This window comes from Massilia sp. WG5, assembly GCF_001412595.2.
In the GTDB taxonomy this organism is placed as follows: domain Bacteria; phylum Pseudomonadota; class Gammaproteobacteria; order Burkholderiales; family Burkholderiaceae_D; genus Telluria.
The window spans coordinates 5,734,338-5,751,979 of sequence record NZ_CP012640.2; the positions used below are offsets into that span (position 1 = coordinate 5,734,338).

Consider the following 17,642-nt stretch of genomic DNA (forward strand, 5'->3'; position numbering starts at 1 on the left):
TCGAACTCCTTCATTGAGCGTGATCCGCGATTTCGGCGATCGCGTTGATTTCGACCAGGGCCCCGTAATGGAGAGGCCCCACTGGAACGATGGTGCGCGCCGGCCTGCTCGAGCCCATGAATTGCGAGTAGACGCGGTTGACCTCGGGCCACAGGCCGACGTCCGTGATGAACAGCTGAACGCTGACCAGCTTTTCCAACGAGGAGCCGGCGGCAAGCAGGATCTGCTCGACGTTGTTCAGGGCCTGGACCAGTTGCGCCTCGATACCCTCCGGGATCTCCTTCGACGCAGGGTGCAGAGGCAACTGGCCCGATACGAATACCAGCCCGGCCGCGATGGTCGCTTGCGAATAATGCCCGGCGGGGGCGGGTGCATGGGGGGACGAGACCGTCTTCATCACCAGCCTCCGAAGCGTGGCCAATACGCTTCCGGCCCCTCGCCACCGGTCACATGGTAACCGGCGTGCTGTGCGGCCGTGGCGCAGGCATGGTTGGGAAGGATGCGCAGCTGGGTGCCGATCGGCAGCGCCGCGCCGGAAACGCCGCCGTCACGCGCCGCCACGATGCCATGCTCCTGGTTGGCGGCGACCACGATCATGTCCGGCGAGGGCACGCCATGGACGTCGCACACGACACCATAGCCCTGGTCGACCGCCTGCGAGGCAGTGCCGCGGTCGCGCGACAGCGCCATCCAGCCGGCGTCGACGATGGTCCAGCCTTTCTCCGCCTGGTGTCCGATCACCGTGGTCAATACCGAGACGGCGATATCGTCCAACTCGCATACGCCTAGGCCCGCCATCACCAGGTCGAAGAAGACGAAGACGCCGGCCCTGACTTCGGTCACGCCGCTCAAGTCCTCGGCGAACAACGCAGTCGGCGTCGAGCCGACGCTGACCACCGGTGCGGCGAAGCCGGTTTCCCGCAGGGTCTTCGCCGCCAGCAGCACCGCATCGCGTTCCTGGCGGGCGCAGGCCTTGATCTCGGCGACGCTCTTGCTGTTGTAGGACTTCCCGGCATGCGTCATCACCCCCTTGAGCTCGATCCCGCCGCGGCGCAGCTCCATGGCGATCGCCACGATCAGCGGGGAGTCCGGCGCCAGGCCGGAACGGTGGCCGTCGCAGTCGATCTCCAGGAGCACGTCGAAGCCCAGTCCTTCCGCGATCGCATGGTCGGCCAGTTGCGTGGCGGTCTCCATCGAGTCGAGAATCAGCGTCAGCGACGCCCCCATCCGCATGAGCCGGGCAGCCTGCGCAAATTTGTTCGGCGCGATCGCCACCGCGTACAGGATGTCGGTGAAGCCATGCTGGAGGAAGAACTGCGCCTCGCGCAGGGTCGACACCGTGATCGGACCGCTTTCCGCGCCGGCGATGCGGCGCGCCACCTCCAGGCATTTGTTGGTCTTGACGTGTGGCCGCATCCGTACGCCGAGCGCGGACAGGTGGCCGCGCATCCTTGCGATATTGCGCTCCATCCGCTGACGATCCAGCAACAGCACGGGTGTCTCGGCCATTGCGTCCAACCCGGACATTTCCATAACCAGCTCCAATCTATTGGTGAAGTCCTTATCTTAGTCGAGTAGAATCGAAGAAAAATTTAGATTTTTTAACTTCTGAATGTAGGAGAACTAAATGAAAGAATCCGGCGACCTGCGCTTCCTGTTGGTCCTCCGCGAGCATTCGAGCCTGTTGGCGGCAGCCCGCAGCCTGGGCTTGACGCCTTCCGCCGTGAGCCAGCGCCTGCAGCAGATCGAACGCGGGCTGGATGTGCACCTGGTCGACCGGAGTTCGCGCAAGCTGCGCTTCACGGAGGAGGGCGAGCTGCTGTGCAATCAGGGCGTGGGGGTCATCGAACAGTTCGACACCCTGCTCGAGGAAGTGCGCTCGCGGCGTGGCGGCATGGCCGGAACATTGAAGATCAATGCCCCGCTGGGATTCGGCCGCCGCTATATCGCCGCGGCCGCGGCCGAGTACCAGCAACTGCATCCGGAGGTGGACGTCGTGCTGACCCTGTCGGACCAGCCGCTGACGGAGATCGGTGACCGCTTCGATGTCGGCATCCATATCGGCGAACTGGCGCTATCGAACCTGATCGCCTACAAGATCGCGCCGAACAGCCGCCTGGTGTGCGCCGCACCGGCGCTGTTGCGCCGGGTTGGCATTCCCGACGAGCCCGAGCAGCTGGCGCATCTGCCCTGCCTGGCGCTGCGCGAGAACAACGAGGACGGCACCCTGTGGCATTTCAGGCGGGGCCGGGTCGCCCGCAGCGTGCGCATCCAGCCCAAGCTGGTCTGCAACGACGGCGATGTGGTCCATCAATGGGCGCGCGAAGGGCGCGGCATCATCGTGCGTTCGGAATGGGATGTCGCGGCGGATATCGCGAGCGGCAGCCTGGTCCGCCTGCTGCCCGCATTCAAGCTGTCGGATGCGAACGTGATCGCCTTGACGCACGCCAGGAAGGGTTTGCCCCTGCGCACCCGGAGCTTCATGAAGTTTTTGCAGGAACGCTTCCAGCCGCTGCCGCCCTGGCGCAGCGCTTGACCAGGGAGGCAGCGGCGGGCGCCGGCTACAGGCCGACCAGTCCGGGCAGGCCCGACAGGTCGGGGATCTCGGCGTAGCCGTAGTCGCCCCGCGCGAGGTCGTGGCCGCGGTTGACGAATACCTTGTTCTTGATACCCAGGCTGCGCGCCGGCATCAGGTCGTAGCGCAGGCTGGAGGACACGTGCAGGATGTCGTCCGGATTGCAGTCCAGGTTGTCGATCATGTATTCGAAGGCGGCCAGGCGCGGCTTGTAGATCTTGGCGGTTTCCGCAGTAAACACCTTGTGGAATGGCGCACCCAGCAATTCGACATTGCGCATGATCTGCGCGTTGGCCGCGTTCGAATAGATCACCAGCGGGAATTCCTTGGCGACTTTGGCCAGCGGCTCCGGCACGTCCGGGTGCGGGCCCCAGGTCGGTACCGCGTCATAGTAGCTTTGCGCTTCCGCGTCGCTGACGGGCACGCCCCAGCGGGCGCAGGCGCGGCGAATCGCGTTCTTGACCACGTCCTCGTAGGGCTTCCACTGGTCGAGCACTTCGTCGAAGCGGTAGGACGCGAACAACATCACGAATTCGTCCATCTGGTCGGCCGGGATACGGTCGGCGAAAATGGCGCGCGTCATGTCTGCCATGCGGAAGCGCGTCAGCGTGCCATAGCAGTCGAAGGTGATGTACTTGGGGCGGAAGAGGCTCATTTCGTGTTCCTTTGTTCTGGTATCGGACTATTGGACCATCGGGTCGATCAGGTGGGCGTGCGTTCACATCATAGTCGAGCAAAACGGCGTGGACATTTAGGAAAACTGATTCGTACATTTAGAGAAACTGCATGGATTTCGCCCCGGCTGCGGACTGCAAGGGCGAGATCGGCCCGGCGCAGCACGATCTACGGCTGACGTCGAAATTACGCAATCGGACCCGCTTGCGGCACGATAAGCCCACATTTCATGCTGCGGCTCCGGCATTAAGATTGGCATCGGCCAGAACCAGGCCCTCTTCAATCACCGTCCTTGCAGCGGAGCGCTCACATGTATGATTTCGACCCCAGTGCAGTTCGAGTCCCCAACGGCCATTTCATCGATGGCCGCTTGGTCCCGGGATACGGGAACACCATCGTCGTGCGGCGCCCGACCGACAATGCCGTCTGTGCGGAATTGCCGCTTGCAGATGCCGACACCGTCGACCAGGCGGTCCAGAATGCCGCGCAGGCGTATGCGACGACGGACTGGAGTACCGGCGCTCCCAGGAGCCGCGCCCGCCTGCTGCGGCGCTGGGCCGACCTGATCGAAGCCAACAGGGTGGCGCTCGGCCAGCTGGAGGCCCTGAGCTCGACCCGTCCCGTCAAGGACGCGATCGAGATCGACATCCCCTATGCGGCCGACTGCATCCGTTTCTTTGCCGAGTTCGCGGACAAGCTCGGCGGCGAGATCGCCGCCACGCGCGCCGACCACCTCGGGATGGTGACCTCCGAGCCCTACGGCGTCGTGGCGGCCATCTCGCCGTGGAACTTCCCGATCACCCAGGCCATCACCAAGATCGCGCCGGCGCTTGCCGCGGGCAATGCCGTCGTCCTGAAACCGTCGGAGATGACCCCGTTCAGCGCACTCGCCCTGGCGGAGCTGGCTATCGAAGCGGGAATCCCGAGGGGCATCTTCAATATTGTCCAGGGCACCGGCGCGGTGACGGGCGACCTGCTTTGCCGGCATCCGGCGATCGGAAAGATTTCGTTCACGGGATCGACCCGTACGGGCGAGGCGATCATGACGGCCAGCGCCCAGAGCGGCATCAAGCCGGTCACGCTGGAACTTGGCGGCAAGAGTCCGCAGCTGGTGTTTGCCGACGTGCCGGACATCGACCGGGTCGCGCGCGCGGTGGCCGGCTCGATCCTGAACAACGCCGGCCAGGTCTGCGTGGCCGGATCCCGGCTCATCGTCCAGCGCAGCGTCGAAGTGCAGCTGCTCGAACGGATCATCGACCTGACCAGGGCGATCCGTCCCGGCCCGACCTGGGCGTCGGGCACCACCTATTCGCCCGTGATTTCCCACCCGCAGATGGCGCGTATCGACGGCATCGTCAAGCGCGCCATCGCGGGCGGCGCCGGCGCCCTGATCGGCGGCGCGCCGCTGAGCACCGGGGAAGAGGGCGCCTATTACCAGCCGACGATCCTGTCGGGCCTGGAGGCAGGGGCCGAGGCCATACGCGAAGAAATCTTCGGCCCGGTGCTGACGGTGCAGAGTTTCGACGACGAGGAAGAGGGCCTGGCGCTCACGGACCACGACTACGGCCTGGCCGCGGGCGTCTACACCGGCGACATCAGCCGCGCCCTGCGCGCGCGCCGGCGCATCCAGGCCGGAACGATCTGGGTGAACAGGTATGGCCGCAGCGCCGACTTCATCGTCCCGACCGGAGGCTTCAATCACTCCGGGATCGGCAAGGACCTGGGCCGCCAGGCCGTGGAAGCCAACCTGCGTCACAAGAGCACGCTCATCGCCTTCGATGCATGAGCCGCCCCCCATCACGATTTCCCTTGACTGAAAGGCAGGACCGACATGACCAAGCTGCTCGTACCCTTCGAACTCGAAAAACTGGGAGCCCCGCGCGAATTCCGGCCGCCGGCCGAGCGTGTCATCGAAGGCGACATCCTGTGCCGCAACTGGGACGTCGACAGCGCCAAGGATGGCCTGGTGCGCGCGGGCGTGTTCGAGTCGACTCCCGGGACCAACCGCTCGATCAAGGGCGAGACCTGGGAATTTTGCGCGATCCTGTCCGGCGTCGCCGAGATCACCGAAGACGGTCAGCCGCCGATGATCGTGAAGGCGGGCGACCATTTCATCATGAAGCCGGGCTATAAAGGCACCTGGCGCACGATCGAAACCGTCCGGAAAATCTGGGTCGTCGCGTAGATCGCGCCGGGCCGCCGGTGCAAGGCCGGCGGCCGGCGCCGGCTCAGCCGGCCGCCGCCAGCGCTGCCGCGTCGTTCTGCGAAGTGGCGAAACGGCCGATGCCGAACGGCGCGATCGGGGTCGAGGTGCCGCCGGTGGCGATCAGTTCGGCCATGAGATCGCCGACGCCGGGGCCGAGCTGGAAGCCGTGGCCGCTGAAGCCGAAGGCGTAATACAGTCCGCTCACCTTCGGGCTCGGGCCCAGCACGGGCAGGTTGTCGTCCAGGTAGCCCTCGATGCCGCTCCAGACCCGGATGATGTTCAGGCGCGCCACCGGCGGCGCCAGGCGTTTGAGCTGGCCGAACTGGGTCAGCGTATGTTCCGGCAGCACATAGGCGCGGCGCAGGTCGGGATAGGCCGGGCCACGGCCGCAGCCGCCGAAGATGATGTTGCCGCGCTTGATCTGGCGGAAGTAGAGGGTTTCGTGCAGGTGCGGGGTCGCCACGCCGACCGACGGACCGATGCGATAGGGCACCGGTTCGGTCACGGCCATCTGCGGCCCGCGTGCGGTCAGGGGCACGGGCTCGCCGAACGCCGCGCTCATCCGGTTGCCCCAGGCGCCGCTGGCGATCAGCAGCACCGGCGCGCGGAACACGCGCCCGTCGGCACAGGCGGCCCGGAACTCGCCGCCTTCCTTGGCGATCTCCAGCACCTCGGTGTTTTCCACGATCTGCGCACCGGTGCGCACGGCCGCGCGCGCGAAGGCCGGCGCGGCCAGGCGCGGGTTCGCATGCCCGTCCTGCGGCGACAGCGAAGCCGCCCGCACTTCCGGCCCGAGGAAGGGATAGCGCGCACGCATCGCCGCGCCGTCGACGAGTTCCAGGTCGAGCCCGTACTCGCGGGCGTCGCGCGCATACTTTTCCAGCACGCCCACCTGGTCCTGGGTATAGGCCACGCGAATGTGACCCGAGGGCAGGAACTCGATGTCGTCCCCGATCAGCTCGGGCAGGCGCTGCCAGATGCCATGCGCCCGGTTGGCCAGCGGCAGCTGGGCCAGGTAGCGGGCCTGGCGCCGCACGTTGCCGAAATTGACCCCGCTGGCCTGCTGGCCAACCAGGCCGCGTTCCAGCAAGGTCACCGACACGCCGCGGCGGCGCAGGAAAAATGCGGTGGCCGTGCCCATCAGGCCGCCGCCAACGATCAGTACGTCCGAGGTCGCTTGGTTCATTCGGTTTCCTCCAGGGTGGCGATGGCGAGCGGCTTGACCGGCGCCTGGCCGCGCAAGCGCCCGACCTGTTCGATGGGAATGCCGGCCGCGTGCGCGACGATCTCGGCGCCCGCCTGGCCGCAATAACGTCCCTGGCAGCGGCCCATGCCGACCCGGCTGAAGGCCTTGGCGCGGTTCGCTTCGAGCGCGCCCTTGTCGTGCACGGTGGCGCGCAGCTCGCCCGCGGTAATCGATTCGCAGCGGCACACGATCGCATCGTCGGGCAGGCTGGCGGCCTGGCCGGCCGGCCAGGGGAAGGCGCGCACGAGGCCCTGGCGGAAGCGTTCCATCACGGCCTGCTCGCGCAGCAGGGCGGCGACCCGGGCGGCGTCGACCCGTAAGCCGAGATCGGCCAGCGCCGACATGGCGGCCAGGCGGCCCGCGTTCTCGGCACCGTCGGCGCCCAGGATGCGCGCGCCGTCGCCGGCCAGGTACACACCCTTGACGGAGCTGCGCCCTTCCAGGCTCACCTCGGGAAACCACTGGCGCGCTTCCGGGTCGAAGCGGAACGCGCAGCGCGCCAGGTCGGCCAGCTGGGTCTCGGGGCGCAGGTGATAACCCATCGCCACGGCATCGCATTCGAAGCTGCGCTGCCGGCCGGCGCCGTCGCGCAGCAGGATGCCGCTCACCCCCTGTACGGCGTCGCCGGTGATTTCGATCGGGACGATGCCGGACAGGAGCGGGACACGCGCGCGGCGCAGCGCGGCGATGTAGCCCAGCCCGTTGCGCAGCACGGATGGCCGGGCCAGCAGGCGCGGCAGCGCCGCGACCCGGTCGCGCAGGCGGGACGTGTCGAGCACGGCGGCGATTTCCGCGCCGGCCTTCAGGTATTGGGCGGCCACCAGGTACAGCAAAGGACCGCTGCCCATGAACACCACGCGCCGGCCGACCGAGCAGGCTTGCGACTTCAGCGCCACCTGGGCCGCGCCGAGGCTGTAGGCGCCGGCCTGGTGCCAGCCCTTCACGGGCATCAGGCGGTCGGTGGCGCCGGCGCAGATGATCAACGCGTCGTAGGGCTCGCGCCAGGCCGTCCCTTCACGCATCAGGTGCAGCTCGCCCTCGGTCACGTTCCAGGCCAGGGCGCCCGCGTGGTAGTCGATCTTGCCGCGCAGGGCGTCGAAACTGCGGTGCAGGGACTCGGCCTTGGCCGCCTCGCTGCCATACAGGTCGGCATAGCCGCGCCGGAAATTGGGCGGCTGGCGGCGGTAGATCTGCCCGCCGTCGCGCCGGCCTTCGTCGATCACCAGCGGCCGCAGCCCGGAGGCCACCAGCTGCTCGGCGCAACGCACGCCGGCCGGACCGGCGCCGATCACGATGACGCGCGGGCTTACCATACGGCCTCCGTGGCCTCGGTCAGGATCGCCATGCCTTGCTCGACCGGCGTGGAGCAGGCGCGCAGCCGCTCGCCGCGCGCGGTCCAGACCCAGCAATCCTGGCAGGCGCCCATCAGGCAGAAGCCGGCGCGCCGGCCGTCGCCGAATTCGGAGCTGCGCACGCTGCGCACATTCGAAAGCAGGGCCATCAGCAGGGTGTCGCCTTCGAGAGCGGTGGCCGGCTGGCCGTCGATGGTCAGCTGGATCGGGGAACGGCCGGTCTCGGCCAGCCGTATGAAGCGCGCAGTCATGCAATCTCCTCTACAGGATGGATGCCGCCCTGCAGCCGGGACAGGCTGTCGGGCGTGTGGTGACACAGGATCTCGACGCTGTTGTCGAGGCGGCGGCGCGGCGGCGCCAGGTGATTGCACAGCCCTTCCACGCGCACGCTGCAGCGCGCCAGGAACGGGCACAGGCCGGCCGCGGCGGCCGGCTGGCCGACGACGGGCAGGGCCTCGTGGCCGCGCAGCTCGACCTCGTCCAGCCAGCCCTGGCGCAGTTGCGGGACCGACGAGACCAGCAGCTCGGCGTAAGGGTGGCGCGGCGGAGCGCTCAGGGCCGCGTGCGGCCGTGCCTCGACCTTGCGTCCCGCGTACAGCACGACGATCTCGTCGCAGACCGCGCGCACGGTGTTGATGTCGTGGCTGATGAACAGGGTCGACACGCCCAGCTCGCGGCGCAGCTCGGCCATCAGGTCGAGGATCGCGGCGGCGACCACCGTGTCCAGCGCCGAGGTGATTTCGTCGCACAGCAGCAGGTCCGGCCCGGCGGCCAGCGCGCGCGCCAGGTTGACGCGCTGCTTCTGGCCGCCGGACAGCTCGCCCGGCCGGCGCCCGGCGAGCTCCTGCGGCAGGCGCACCAGGTCGAGCAGCTCGAGGACGCGGCGCTGCCGGGCGTCGCCGCGCATGCCGTGGTAGAACTCGAGCGGGCGCGCCAGGATCCGGTCGATCGTGTGAGCCGGGTTGAGGGCGGTGTCCGCATTCTGGAACACGAACTGCACGCGGCGGCACTGCTCGCGCGTGCGGCCCTGCGCCTGCAGCGGTGCGCCGTCCAGCAGTACCTCGCCACGTGCGGCGGGCACCATGCCGGCGATCACGCGCGCCAGTGTGGTCTTGCCCGAGCCGGACTCGCCGATCACGCCGACGCTGGTGCCGCGTTCGATGCGCAGGTCGATCTCGTCCAGGATGCGCTTGGCCGGCAATCCCTGGGCGTCGGGCGCGCCGTAGCCGGCGCAGAGTCCGCGCACCTCCAGCAGCGGGACAGGGGACGGCGCCGCGGGCGGCGCCAGCGGACGCAGCGCCGGCTCGGCCGCCGCCAGCAGGCTGGCGCTGTAGGCGTCGCGCGGCGCCGACAGCAGGCCCCCGATGCTGTTGTTCTCGCGTACCTCGCCGTTACGCAGCACCACCACGCGGTCCGCCATCTGGGCCACCACCGCCAGGTCGTGCGAGACGTACACCGCGGTGATGCCGAGCTGGCGCACCACGTCGCGGAAGGCGCGCAGCACGTCGATCTGGGTGGTGACGTCGAGCGCGGTGGTCGGCTCGTCGAGGATCACGAGTTCCGGATCGGTGATCAGCGCCATCGCCGCCATCACGCGCTGCAGCTGGCCGCCCGACACCTGGTGCGGGAAGCGCGCGCCGATGTGCTCCGGATCGGGCAGCGCCAGCGCGCGGAACAGCTCGACCGCCTTGCTGCGCGCGGCCGCGCGGCTCATCACGCCGTGGATCATGGCGCTTTCGATCACCTGGTCCATCAGGCAGCGGGACGGGTTGAAGCTCAGCGCCGCGCTCTGCGCGATATAGGCTACGCTGCGCCCCCGCAGGCGCGCCAGGCCGCGCGCGTCCAGCGCCAGCACCTGCCGGCCGCCGATCTCGACCTCGCCGCCGGCGATGCGGCAGCCGCGCCGCGCATAGCCCATCAGCGACAGGGCGATGGTGGTCTTGCCGGAACCGGACTCGCCGATCAGGGCCAGCACCTCGCCCCTGGCGATGGAAAAGTCGACGCCCTTGACGATCATGGCCTCGCTGCCGTCGTCCTTGCGCGCGACCACGCGCAGGTCCTTCACTCGCACCAGTGTGTCCATGTCATGCATCCTTGGGGCCGCGCAGGTTGTCGATCCACAGGTTGACGCCGATGGTCAGCGAGGCGATCGCCAGCGCCGGCACCAGCACCGCCGGCGCGCCTTCGCTCAGGCCGGCGATGTTCTCGCGCACCAGCGAACCCCAGTCCGCGTCCGGCGGCTGCACCCCCAGGCTGAGGAAGGACAGGCCGGACAGCAGCAGCACGATGAAGACGAAGCGCAGGCCGAAGTCGGCCAGCACCGGCCGGATCATGTTCGGCAGGATCTCGACGCAGGTGATGTAGGCCATGCCTTCGCCGCGTGCCCGCGCCGCCTGCACGAAATCCATCGCCTGCACGTTCACCGCCAGGGCGCGCGCGATGCGGTAGGCGCCGGGCAGGTAGCCGATCGCCGCGGTGGCGATCAGCACCGGCGCCGAGGAGCCGAACGAGGCCACCATCATCAGCGCGAACATCTTGCCGGGGATCGAGATCAGGGTGTCCAGCACGCGGCTGAGGGCATTGTCGATCCAGCCGCCGGCGGTGGCGGCGACCAGGCCGAGCAGGGTGCCGCCGGTGCTGGCCAGAACGGCCGCGCTCAGCGCCAGCGCCACGGTGAAGCGCGCGCCGACCAGGATGCGGCTCAGCATGTCGCGGCCCAGGTAGTCGGAGCCCAGCGGGAAGCGGGCGCTGATCGGCCCGAACACTTCGTCGTCCACCAGCGCGGCCGCATCGTGCGGCGCCAGCCAGGGGCCGGCCAGGGTCATCAGCAGCCAGAACACCGTGATGCCCAGTCCGAGGAGGGCCAGCGGCTGCATGCGGCGGCCGCGCCGGCCGGTGAAGGTGAAAGCGGCAAAGCGGTTCATTGATTCCTCAGCCTCGGGTTGGCGACGATTGCGCAGACATCGGCCAGCACCACCAGCAGCAGGTAGGCGCCGCAGAAGATCATGGCGCAGGCCTGGACCAGCGGGATGTCGCGGGTCGTCACGGCGTCGACCATCAGGTTGGCGATGCCGGGATAGTTGAAGACCGTCTCGACGATCAGGACGCCGCCGAGCAGGTAGGAGAGGCTGAGCGCGACCGCGTTGGCGATCGGGCCGATGGCGTTCGGCAGGGCGTGCAGCAGGACCACGCGTACCGGGCCGGCGCCCTTCAGGCGCGCCATCTCCACGTAGGCGGCGTCGAGCTGGTCGAGCAGGGCGGCGCGGGTCATGCGCGCCATCTGGGCCACGATCACGCAGCAGAGGGTGAAGACCGGCATCGCGTAGGCGCGCACGAAGCCGCCGAAGCTGGCGATATCGTCGGTGTGCGAGAGCGCCGACAGCCAGCGCAGCTTGACCGCGAACAGCAGCACCGCCAGCGTGGCGATCAGGAACTCCGGCACCGACACCAGCGCCACCGTGCCGACGTTGACGGCGCGGTCGAACAGGGTGCCGCTCAGCATGGCGGACAGGATGCCCAACACCAGCGCCAGCGGCACCGAGACCGCCGCCGTGACGCCCGCCAGCACCAGTGAACTCGGCAGGCGCTGGCCGATCAGGGCGGTGACCGGCTTGCCGTTGAGGAGGGAGCTGCCGGGATCCCCCTGCAGCAGATGGCCAAGCCAGCGCACGTAGCGTTGCGGCGCCGGCTGGTCCAGGCCGAACTGGGCGCGCAGCGCCGCCACCGCTTCCGGGGTCGCCGACTGCCCCAGCGATTCCTCGGCGGCGTCGCCGGGCAGCAGGTTGGTGATCGCGAACACCACCACCGATACCATCAGCAGGGTCAGGAGGGCCAGGGCGAAGCGCTGCAGCAGCAGGCGTACGATGGTCGCGTTCATGTCGCCTCCGTCAGTGCAGGTGGTCCTGCAGTTTGTAGTAGGCCCCCACCAGCGGCAGGAACCACGCTTTTCCCCGGTAGCCGGGGATCGCCGGCCATTCCAGGCTGCGCCACGGGTTGCGCTCGGGCTGGCCGGCCATGACCTCGGCCATCATCTGTCCCATGTGGACCGACATCTGGACCCCGTGGCCACTGTAGCCGAGCGAGTAGAACATGCCCTCGTGCTGGCCTGCACGCGGCAGGCGGTCGGCGGTCATGTCCACCAGTCCGCCCCAGCAGTAGTCGACGCGGGTGCGTCCCAGCTCGGGGAACACCTCGGCCATGGTGGCTGCCAGGATATGCCCGCTCTTGGCGTCGGACTTCGGATTCGACAGCGCGAAGCGCGCGCGGCCACCGAACAGCAGGCGACGGTCGGGCGTCACGCGGAAGTAGTTGCCGATGTTCTTGGTGGTGACGTAGTTGCGGCGATGCGGCATCAGGCGGTCGAGCAGCGCGTCCTCGAGCGGTTCGGTGACGATGATGAAGCTGCCCACCGATACCAGGCGGCGGCGGAAGTGCGCGAACGGACCGCGGCTGGAATTGCCGGTTGCCAGCAGCACCTGGCCGACCTCGATCGTCCCGCGCGAGCAGCTCACGCGAAAGCCGCCGGTCTTGCGCTCGATCGCACCCACGGCCGCGTTCTCGTACACGCGGGCGCCGGCGCGCACCGCGGCCTGCGCCAGCCCGACGCCGAAGCGCCCCATGTGCATCTGGGCGCCGCCCCGCTGCAGCAGTCCGCCATGGAAGCTGTCCGAGCCCAGCTCATCGCGCATGCGCTCGGGCGGCACCAGTTCCACCGTCGGGTCGACCGATTCACGCAGCTGGGCATGGATGCGTTCCAGCTTGGCGTAGTGCTCGGGCTTGGCCGCCACCTTCAGCTTGCCGCAGCGGCGGAAGTCGCAGTCGATGCCTTCCTCGCGCACCAGGTTCTCCACGGTGTCGACCGCGGCGTCGTAGGCCTTGTAGAACTCCCGTACCCGTTCGGCGCCGATCTTGCGGCTCAGGTCCGCGACATCGTGGAACAGGCCGGTATTGCACTGGCCGCCATTCCGTCCGGAGGCCTCGCCGGCGATGCGCCCCGCCTCCAGCAGCACGACCGAGGCGCCGCGCCGCGCCAGCGCGAGCGCCGCCGACAGGCCGGTGAATCCGCCGCCGACCACGACGACGTCGGCGCGCCCTTCCACCGGCCCCTGGGCGGCTTGCTGGAAAGTGGGGGCGGTGTCCAGCCAGTACGAATCGAGCTTCATGCGATGTCCTGGAAAGTGAGCGGGGCGCGGGAGATCACAGGCCGAGCAGGGCCGGCAGGCCCGACAGGTCCTTGATCTCGTGGTAGCCGTAGTGCGGGGTCGAGGGCTCGTGGCCACGCGCGACGAAGACCTTGTTCGTGATGCTCATGTCGTGCGCCGGCATCAGGTCGTAGCGCAGGCTCGAGGACACGTGCAGGATGTCTTCCGGACCGCAGTTCAGGTTGTCGAGCAGGTACTGGAAGGCCGCCAGGCGCGGCTTGTACACCCTGGCCGTCTCGGCGGTGAACACCTTGTGGAAGGACGCGCCCAGCTTCTCGACGTTGTGCATGATCTGGGCATTGGCCGCGTTCGAGTAAATCACCAGCGGGAACTCCTTGGCTACCTTCGCCAGGGCGTCCGGCACGTCGGCGTGCGGGCCCCAGGTCGGGACCGCGTCGTAGATCGCCTGCGCTTCCGCCTCGACGTAGGGAATGCCCCACTTGTTGCAGACACGCTCGACCGAGTTCTTGATCACCTGTTCGTACGGCTTCCAGGGATCCAGCACCTCGTCCAGCCGGAAGGCGGCGAAGTGCAGCACGAATTCTTCCATGCGCTCGGCAGGCACGCGATCCGCGAACATGGCGCGCGCCATGTCGGCCATGCGGAAACGGGTCAGGGTCCCGTAGCAATCGAAGGTGATGTATTTCGGCCGGAGAGTACTCATCTGTTATTCCTATCGTCGACGGTTGTGCGCACACGGGGGCATGCGGCATGGAGTGTTCGGTGTTTCTGAGAACCATTACACCATGCCGGTCCCGTCGCATTATCGCGTTTTCATTGATGCTTGAAACAGAAACCACGGTTTTGGCGGCATTCGACAGCATGGATTGCTGCACCCGGGCGACACCTGGCGGCATGCGCCCGTCCCCGGCCAACACCCGTCCTCCAGAGAGAAAACGCGGCCTTCCCGGTCGCCCCGATCTCCCAGGTCAGCACGAACCGGGCCAGCCGGACGCCATCGACGCGTTTTCGGCCGCATGAAATGCTGCGCCTCCGGGCGTGGCGGCCCGGGAGGACCGGCGCACGATTCACTCGCATATAAGATAGCCTGCGCGCGCCGCGTCGCCGGGGCCTTCAGGCACATTCCGGTGCGTGCGCGTGCGCCATCGCGGCACATCGGCGCGCGGCCTGCACTGCCGGTGTGCGGCGCGATGACGGGCAGCAAGCTGTGCTGATTACGGCCTCGAAAACGACGGTTTCTGTTTTGTGACGGCGCGATTACACGATAACCGGGCGGTATCCGCATGTTGTAATCAACTCATCGACGCCACGGACCAAACTGCGCAGGACGCAGGGGAGCTCGCGGCACGCACGGTCGGCAGGATTGGCCGGGAATCAGAAGAGACTTCGCAAAGTTCAACAGCACACCTCAAAAACCAGGAGTTCGCATGTATCCGTCCCGGCACCACACTCTGGCCCTGTTCCTGGCCGCCACTTATCCGATCGCGGCGCTGGCCGCCGCACCCGAAGCGACGGCCAGCGCCCCCGAGGCATCGCCCGCTGCCGACGACGCGGCCGCCGCTGCCGAAGGTGAACCCGTCAAGAAGGTGGTGGTGGCTGGCCAGCGCCAGAACTATCGCAGCCTGTCGGCTACCGGCGCCACCAAGACCGACACCCCGCTGCAGGACCTGCCGCAGAGCGTGCGCGTGATCACCGGGGACCTGCTGAAGGACGTCGGCGTGACCGACCTGGCCGGTGCGCTCGACCTCTCCAGCGGGATCTCGCGGGCCAGCAACTTCGGCGGCCTGTGGGACAGCTATGCCATGCGCGGCTTTACCGGCGATCCGAATTTCGGTTCCGACTACATGGTCAACGGCTTCAGCTCCAGCCGCGGCTACAACGGCCTGCGCGATGGCGTGAACACGCAGTCGGTGGAAATCCTCAAGGGCCCGGCGGCCGCGCTGTACGGCCGCGGCGAGCCGGGCGGCACCGTCAACATCACCACCAAGAAGCCGCGCTTCCAGCCCGAATACACGGTCGAAGGCACGCTCTCCAGCTTCCGGACGCGGCGCGGCGCGGTCGATTTCACCGGTCCGATCAGCGAGACGCTGGCCTACCGCCTGAACGCCGCCTGGGAAAAGGGCGACAGTTTCCGCGACCGCCTGACGCACGACCGCAAGTTCGTCTCGCCATCCTTCGTCTGGCTGGTCGGCGAAGCCACCACGGTGTCGTACGAGGTCGAGGCGGTGGAACAGCGCGCGCCCTTCGACCGCGGTGTCGTGGCCGTCAACGGGGTGCTCGGCCTCATTCCGGTGTCGCGCTTCCTGGGCGAGCCGGCCGACGGCCCGGTGACCATCCGTTCGCTCGGCCAGCAGTTCTTCGTCCAGCATCCGTTCAACGACGACTGGTCGCTGCAGACGGGCGTGGCCTACCGCAGCAGCTCGCTGTACGGCGCCTCGACCCAGGCCAACAACCTGCTGGCCGACGGCCGCACCCTGCGCCGCCAGCATCGCCTGAACGACAACAAGGCGATCGACCGCTCCGGGCGCCTGGAAATCCTGGGCAAGGTCGCCACCGGCCCGATCCGCCACAACCTGCTGTTCGGGGTGGACGCCTTCAAGTTCGACGACCGCCGCATCCAGTTCCGCCGCAATCCAAACGCCAACAATCCGTACGCGATCGACATCTACAATCCGGTCTACGGCGGCGTCGCCGATCCGATGACGCTGTCGATCGACACCAAGTCCGAGCAGCGGGCGCACGGCTTCTACGTCCAGGACCAGGTCGACCTGAGCGAACAGTGGAAGATGCTGCTGGGCCTGCGCCGCGACAGCGCCGACCAGGCGGTCACCAACTACCGCGTGAACGTCACCAGCAAGCAAAGCCCGGACGCCAACAGCCCGCGCGCCGGCCTGGTGTACCAGCCGGACAAGCACTTGTCGCTGTATGCCACCGCCGGGCGCGCGTTCCGCCCGAACGACGGCGTCAGCATCGAGAACCAGGCCTTCGCGCCCGAGACGAGCAAGTCGTACGAGGTCGGCGCCAAGTATGACAACGACCGCCTCAGCGGCACGCTGGCGGTGTACCGCATCACCAAGCAGAACGTCCTGACCACCAATCCGATCAACACCGACTTCTCGCTGCCGGCCGGCGAAGTCGCCAGCAAAGGCGTGGAACTCGACGTCTCCGGCGAGCTTGCGCGCAACCTCAAGCTGTCGGCGTCCTATGCCTACACCGATGCCCGCGTCACCAAGGGCGATACCACCATCGTCACCGGCAGCCGCTTCCCCAACGTTCCTCAAAACAGCGCGTCGGTCGTGCTGACGCAGATGTTCAAGCTCGGTCCGGGGATGGCCTCGCTCGGCGGCGCCGTGAACTATGTCGGCGCGCGCCTGGGCGACGTCGCGGCCTCCAGCAATTTCGAATTGCCGGCCTATACCGTCTTCCGGCTGATCTCATCCTATGCCCCGACCAAAAAGACGCGCGTGTCCCTGAACGTCGACAACCTGTTCAACAGGCGCTATTACGCCAGCTCGTACAGCCAGGTATGGGTCATGCCGGGCGCCGAGCGCAGCGTGTCGCTGAACCTGCGCCATACCTTCTAATCCCTTTTTGTCACGTCAAGGAAGAGGCAAGATCATGAAACGTCTGAACAAAACTTTCACACTCATGGCGCTCGTCGCCGGCCTGGCCGCGAGCAGCGCGGCGCAGTCGCACGGCATCTGGTTCGCGCAGCGCGCCACCCAGCTCGCGCTGTTGTACGGCGTCGGCGCGGACGATCTCGACATCGTCAAGCGCTTCTCGATGGTGACCAGCATGAAGGGCTACGACGCCGACGGCAAGCCGGTTCCCACCGCGCTGCACGTCGACGGCCGCCTGGTGCTGGTCGACATGGAGAACCAGCCCGCGATCGTCAGCGCGGTGCTGGACAACGGCACCTGGAGCCACACGCCGGACGGCAAGTGGCACAAGCAGGGGCGCGACGAGCAGCCCAGCGCCACCGTCAGCGAGAAGAACACCAAGTACGCCGTGCATATCATCGGACCGCTCACCAAGCCGCTGCCGCTGCTGCCGGACCAGACCCTGCAGATCGTTCCGGTCGACGGCAAGCTGCCCGCGCTGCTGGGCCAGCCGATCAAGCTGCGCGTGTACTACAAGGGCAAACCGGTGGCCGGCGCCAAGCTCATGCACGACTGGATCAACGACCCCGACGGCAAGCCGGTGCTGACCGGCGCCGACGGCACGGTCACGATCCCGGTGCGCAACCAGGGCCTGAACGTGATCGTGGCGATCCTGAACTCGCCTTCGGACGAACCGAAGAAGTACGATCACATGGAGCACCTGGCCTCGCTTTCCTTCGTGCTGCCGCACGCACCCGAATAAGCCGGCTCCACCAGGCATCGCGGCGCCGCCTGCAGCCAAGCGCGCCCAGTTTTTCCGGAGACCG

General features: G+C 67.8%; 16 protein-coding genes. 5 read left to right on the top strand and 11 right to left on the bottom strand.

The window, feature by feature from the left end:
- Positions 1–10 precede the first annotated feature (10 nt).
- Together AM586_RS25630 and AM586_RS25635 are read right to left on the bottom strand one after the other, a co-directional pair.
- Positions 11–397: a RidA family protein gene (locus AM586_RS25630; protein ID WP_047822374.1), complete on the bottom strand. Its 387-nt coding sequence runs from the start codon at positions 395–397 to the stop codon at positions 11–13.
- Positions 397–1,509, bottom strand: a complete 1,113-nt coding sequence (locus tag AM586_RS25635; RefSeq protein ID WP_229411045.1) for a DSD1 family PLP-dependent enzyme — start codon at positions 1,507–1,509, stop codon at positions 397–399. The genes AM586_RS25630 and AM586_RS25635 overlap by 1 nt, the downstream gene beginning before the upstream one ends.
- A gap of 118 nt (positions 1,510–1,627) precedes the next feature.
- Here AM586_RS25635 and AM586_RS25640 point away from each other — a divergent pair, with 118 nt between their 5' ends.
- Positions 1,628–2,536, top strand: a complete 909-nt coding sequence (locus AM586_RS25640; protein ID WP_047822377.1) for a LysR family transcriptional regulator — start codon at positions 1,628–1,630, stop codon at positions 2,534–2,536.
- Between the two features lie 25 nt (positions 2,537–2,561).
- Here AM586_RS25640 and AM586_RS25645 read toward each other — a convergent pair whose 3' ends face one another.
- Positions 2,562–3,230 carry a haloacid dehalogenase type II gene (locus AM586_RS25645; protein WP_047822379.1) on the bottom strand — a complete coding sequence of 223 codons (669 nt, stop codon included), beginning with the start codon at positions 3,228–3,230 and terminating at the stop codon, positions 2,562–2,564.
- A gap of 330 nt (positions 3,231–3,560) precedes the next feature.
- Between AM586_RS25645 and AM586_RS25650 the strand changes: the two genes are divergently transcribed.
- Both AM586_RS25650 and AM586_RS25655 read left to right on the top strand, forming a co-directional pair.
- Entirely contained in the window at positions 3,561–5,036 is a 1,476-nt protein-coding gene (locus AM586_RS25650) for an aldehyde dehydrogenase (RefSeq protein ID WP_047822381.1), read from the top strand.
- 45 nt (positions 5,037–5,081) lie between these two features.
- A complete protein-coding gene (locus AM586_RS25655) occupies positions 5,082–5,435 on the top strand; it encodes a cupin domain-containing protein (protein WP_047822383.1) in 354 nt (117 codons plus the stop codon).
- A 43-nt stretch (positions 5,436–5,478) separates the two neighbouring features.
- On the opposite strand, the gene AM586_RS25660 is transcribed toward AM586_RS25655, so the two are convergent.
- The 8 genes from AM586_RS25660 to AM586_RS25695 are packed head-to-tail and all read right to left on the bottom strand — an operon-like array spanning position 5,479 to position 13,919.
- The gene (locus tag AM586_RS25660; RefSeq protein ID WP_047822385.1) at positions 5,479–6,642 is read right to left on the bottom strand and encodes an FAD-binding oxidoreductase; all 1,164 of its coding nucleotides are present in this window, start codon (positions 6,640–6,642) and stop codon (positions 5,479–5,481) included.
- Positions 6,639–8,015, bottom strand: a complete 1,377-nt coding sequence (locus tag AM586_RS25665; RefSeq protein WP_047822387.1) for an NAD(P)/FAD-dependent oxidoreductase — start codon at positions 8,013–8,015, stop codon at positions 6,639–6,641. The genes AM586_RS25660 and AM586_RS25665 overlap by 4 nt, the downstream gene beginning before the upstream one ends.
- Complete coding sequence (locus AM586_RS25670) at positions 8,009–8,305, bottom strand: (2Fe-2S)-binding protein (RefSeq protein WP_047822389.1); 297 nt, start codon at positions 8,303–8,305, stop codon at positions 8,009–8,011. Before AM586_RS25670 ends, AM586_RS25665 begins: the two co-directional genes overlap by 7 nt.
- Positions 8,302–10,137 carry an ABC transporter ATP-binding protein gene (locus tag AM586_RS25675; RefSeq protein WP_047822391.1) on the bottom strand — a complete coding sequence of 612 codons (1,836 nt, stop codon included), beginning with the start codon at positions 10,135–10,137 and terminating at the stop codon, positions 8,302–8,304. Before AM586_RS25675 ends, AM586_RS25670 begins: the two co-directional genes overlap by 4 nt.
- Position 10,138: 1 nt before the next feature.
- A complete protein-coding gene (locus AM586_RS25680; protein WP_047822395.1) occupies positions 10,139–10,978 on the bottom strand; it encodes an ABC transporter permease in 840 nt (279 codons plus the stop codon).
- Positions 10,975–11,931, bottom strand: coding sequence for an ABC transporter permease (locus AM586_RS25685; RefSeq protein WP_047822397.1), 957 nt, complete (start codon positions 11,929–11,931; stop codon positions 10,975–10,977). Before AM586_RS25685 ends, AM586_RS25680 begins: the two co-directional genes overlap by 4 nt.
- Before the next feature lie 10 nt (positions 11,932–11,941).
- The gene (locus AM586_RS25690) at positions 11,942–13,216 is read right to left on the bottom strand and encodes an FAD-binding oxidoreductase (RefSeq protein WP_047822399.1); all 1,275 of its coding nucleotides are present in this window, start codon (positions 13,214–13,216) and stop codon (positions 11,942–11,944) included.
- A gap of 34 nt (positions 13,217–13,250) precedes the next feature.
- Entirely contained in the window at positions 13,251–13,919 is a 669-nt protein-coding gene (locus tag AM586_RS25695) for a haloacid dehalogenase type II (protein ID WP_047822401.1), read from the bottom strand.
- Positions 13,920–14,643: 724 nt separating this feature from the next.
- On the opposite strand from AM586_RS25695, the gene AM586_RS25700 reads away from it, so the two are divergent.
- The gene (locus tag AM586_RS25700; protein WP_060566814.1) at positions 14,644–16,800 is read left to right on the top strand and encodes a TonB-dependent siderophore receptor; all 2,157 of its coding nucleotides are present in this window, start codon (positions 14,644–14,646) and stop codon (positions 16,798–16,800) included.
- 34 nt (positions 16,801–16,834) lie between these two features.
- The gene (locus AM586_RS25705) at positions 16,835–17,578 is read left to right on the top strand and encodes a DUF4198 domain-containing protein (RefSeq protein WP_047822405.1); all 744 of its coding nucleotides are present in this window, start codon (positions 16,835–16,837) and stop codon (positions 17,576–17,578) included.
- Positions 17,579–17,642 lie beyond the last annotated feature (64 nt).

Coding starts and splice junctions, on each gene's coding strand:
- AM586_RS25680 (WP_047822395.1), bottom strand. CDS start 10,978: ATGAACCGCTTTGCCGCTTTCACCTTCACCGGCCGGCGCGGCCGCCGC.
- AM586_RS25645 (WP_047822379.1), bottom strand. CDS start 3,230: ATGAGCCTCTTCCGCCCCAAGTACATCACCTTCGACTGCTATGGCACG.
- AM586_RS25675 (WP_047822391.1), bottom strand. CDS start 10,137: ATGGACACACTGGTGCGAGTGAAGGACCTGCGCGTGGTCGCGCGCAAG.
- AM586_RS25690 (WP_047822399.1), bottom strand. CDS start 13,216: ATGAAGCTCGATTCGTACTGGCTGGACACCGCCCCCACTTTCCAGCAA.
- AM586_RS25655 (WP_047822383.1), top strand. CDS start 5,082: ATGACCAAGCTGCTCGTACCCTTCGAACTCGAAAAACTGGGAGCCCCG.
- AM586_RS25640 (WP_047822377.1), top strand. CDS start 1,628: ATGAAAGAATCCGGCGACCTGCGCTTCCTGTTGGTCCTCCGCGAGCAT.
- AM586_RS25670 (WP_047822389.1), bottom strand. CDS start 8,305: ATGACTGCGCGCTTCATACGGCTGGCCGAGACCGGCCGTTCCCCGATC.
- AM586_RS25705 (WP_047822405.1), top strand. CDS start 16,835: ATGAAACGTCTGAACAAAACTTTCACACTCATGGCGCTCGTCGCCGGC.
- AM586_RS25685 (WP_047822397.1), bottom strand. CDS start 11,931: ATGAACGCGACCATCGTACGCCTGCTGCTGCAGCGCTTCGCCCTGGCC.
- AM586_RS25700 (WP_060566814.1), top strand. CDS start 14,644: ATGTATCCGTCCCGGCACCACACTCTGGCCCTGTTCCTGGCCGCCACT.
- AM586_RS25665 (WP_047822387.1), bottom strand. CDS start 8,015: ATGGTAAGCCCGCGCGTCATCGTGATCGGCGCCGGTCCGGCCGGCGTG.
- AM586_RS25650 (WP_047822381.1), top strand. CDS start 3,561: ATGTATGATTTCGACCCCAGTGCAGTTCGAGTCCCCAACGGCCATTTC.
- AM586_RS25695 (WP_047822401.1), bottom strand. CDS start 13,919: ATGAGTACTCTCCGGCCGAAATACATCACCTTCGATTGCTACGGGACC.
- AM586_RS25630 (WP_047822374.1), bottom strand. CDS start 397: ATGAAGACGGTCTCGTCCCCCCATGCACCCGCCCCCGCCGGGCATTAT.
- AM586_RS25635 (WP_229411045.1), bottom strand. CDS start 1,509: ATGGCCGAGACACCCGTGCTGTTGCTGGATCGTCAGCGGATGGAGCGC.
- AM586_RS25660 (WP_047822385.1), bottom strand. CDS start 6,642: ATGAACCAAGCGACCTCGGACGTACTGATCGTTGGCGGCGGCCTGATG.